Source organism: Microbispora sp. NPDC049633 (assembly GCF_040675265.1).
GTDB classification, from domain to species: Bacteria; Actinomycetota; Actinomycetes; order Streptosporangiales; family Streptosporangiaceae; genus Microbispora; species Microbispora maris.
In genome coordinates, this window is the sequence record NZ_JBFAOO010000394.1 from 1 (window position 1) to 2,139 (window position 2,139).

Annotated in this window: 3 protein-coding genes; 2 read left to right on the forward strand and 1 reads right to left on the reverse strand. The window is 75.5% G+C overall.

Features of this window, described 5'->3' with window-relative positions:
* Both AB0J39_RS39295 and AB0J39_RS39300 read left to right on the forward strand, forming a co-directional pair.
* The coding region (locus AB0J39_RS39295; protein ID WP_363474271.1) for a fumarylacetoacetate hydrolase family protein at positions 1–402 on the forward strand (402 nt) is incomplete at its 5' end.
* 252 nt (positions 403–654) lie between these two features.
* Positions 655–1,674, forward strand: coding sequence for an alpha/beta hydrolase (locus tag AB0J39_RS39300; RefSeq protein ID WP_363474275.1), 1,020 nt, complete (start codon positions 655–657; stop codon positions 1,672–1,674).
* Positions 1,675–1,701: 27 nt separating this feature from the next.
* On the opposite strand, the gene AB0J39_RS39305 is transcribed toward AB0J39_RS39300, so the two are convergent.
* Positions 1,702–2,139: siderophore-interacting protein (locus AB0J39_RS39305; protein WP_363474273.1), on the reverse strand; the 438-nt coding region annotated here is incomplete at its 5' end.

The window sequence follows — 2,139 nt, forward strand, 5'->3', positions numbered from 1 at the left end:
GCGGCGTCCGTGCTCGGCTACGCCGCCTTCAACGGCCTCACCGCCCGCGCCGCGCAGAAGCTCACCGCGCAGTGGACGCTGGGCAAGAACGCCGACCGCAGCGGACCCATGGGCCCGCTGGCCACCGCCGACGAGGTGGGCGACCTGGCCGACGGCTGCGCACGCCCATCGTCGGCCCGGAGCACCGTCCGTGAACCTTCCCGTCCTCATCGGGCGGCAGACGTCGCCGCCTTCGGCGAGGCGGCATCCGACGGCGTGGCCGACGGCTTGACGGGTCCCGCCGTCGACGGCGGTGGCGAGGCGTCCGCCGCGGGCGTGGCCGTGTTCGTCGCGCCGACGGTGGTGAACACCAGCACCCCCGTCGCCACGGCCACCACCGTCACGACGGCGGCCGCGGCGTAGGTGATCTTCCGCACCAGCCGCCTACGCTCCTCGCGCCGCCTGGCCTCCTCGCGCCGCATGGCGGCGCGCACACGCTTGACCTTTCGCTGTGACATGGGCACTCCCGAGACCGCTCCCCGAGACGTCGTCGGGCGTCACCATAACCGCGAGCGGATAACGCGGATCTAAAACGCGCCGCCGCCGCTCGGACCCCCGGACGGCGGGTAGTGGCCGCCGGGTGGCGCTGGAATCGCCGCCGCCGTGTCCCGCACGATGGCCGACACGGACCAGTCACGATACGGAGTCCCCTTGAGCAGCACTTCTCCCACCACCCCGCCGCCCTTCGACCCGGAGCTGGCCGCCGCGCTCGCCGCGTTCGGCGAGACGTTGCCCCCGTCGCTGACTCCGGAAATGATCCCGCTCCTGCGGGCGGGCATGGCGAACGGTCCCAGCCTGCCCGACGAGGCGCTCAGCCGTGGCGGCGCCTTCGAGGTGGAGGAGCGGGCGGTGCCCGGCCCGGCCGGCGCGCCCGACGTCTCCCTGCTCGTCTGCCGTCCGGCGGGCGCCACCACGCCACTCGCCGCCGTCTACCACGCGCACGGCGGCGGGATGATCATCGGCGACAACCGCGTGGGGCTCGACGGCGTGCTCGACTGGGCGCAGGAGCTCCGGCTCGTCGTCGTGTCCGTGGAATATCGGCTGGCGCCCGAGCACCCCCACCCGGCGCCGGTCGAGGACTGCTACGCGGGCCTGGCGTGGACCGCCGCCCACGCCGCCGAGCTGGGCGTCGACCCGGAGCGCATCATCGTCGCCGGGGCGAGCGCGGGCGGCGGGCTGGCCGCGGCGCTGGCGCTCATGGCCCGCGACCGCGGCGGCCCCGCCCTGGCCGGGCAGATGCTCATGTGTCCCATGCTCGACGACCGCAACGACACCCCGTCGTCCCACCAGATGGCCGGATCCGGCGTCTGGGACCGCACCGCGAACGAGACCGGGTGGAGCGCGCTGCTCGGCGACGCCCGCGGCGGCCCGAGCGTGTCCCCCTACGCCGCTCCGGCCCGCGCCGCCGACCTGTCCGGGCTGCCGCCGGCCTTCATCGACGTCGGCTCGGCCGAGACGTTCCGCGACGAGGACGTGGCGTACGCCGCCGCGATCTGGCGGGCCGGGGGCAGCGCGGAGCTGCACGTGTGGCCGGGCGGGTTCCACGGCTTCGATCTCATGGTCCCGCAGGCGGCCGTCTCGCGGGACGCACGCGCCGCCCGGCTGCGCTGGCTGCGCCGCGTCCTCGGCGGGTAGCCCGGGCTCGTACGGCGGCGGCCTGGGTCAGCCGCCGAGGGCGGCGGACTCCTCTTCCTCGATCTGGCGGTTCCAGTCGCGCTTGGAGGACTGCCAGCCGTCCTCGTCACGGCCCCGCCGCCAGTAGCCGGAGATCGACAACCACTCCAGCGGAAGGCCGCGCTCCACCCGCAGGTAGCGCCGCAGTTCCTTGACGAAGGCCGCCTCCCCGTGGACGAAGGCGTGCACGACGCCCTCGGGGAACTCCAGCTCCCGCACGGCCCGCACCAGCGCCTCGCCCACCTGCGCGCCGCGGCGGTGCAGCCACACGATGTCCGCGTCGCCCTCGGTCGACAGCTTCTGCTCCTCCTCCGGGCCCTCCACCTCGACGAACACCCGGGCGGGCGCGCCGGCCGGAAGCCGCTCCAGGGCGGCGCCGATCGCCGGGAGCGCGCTCTCGTCCCCGGCCAGCAGGTGCCAGCCGTC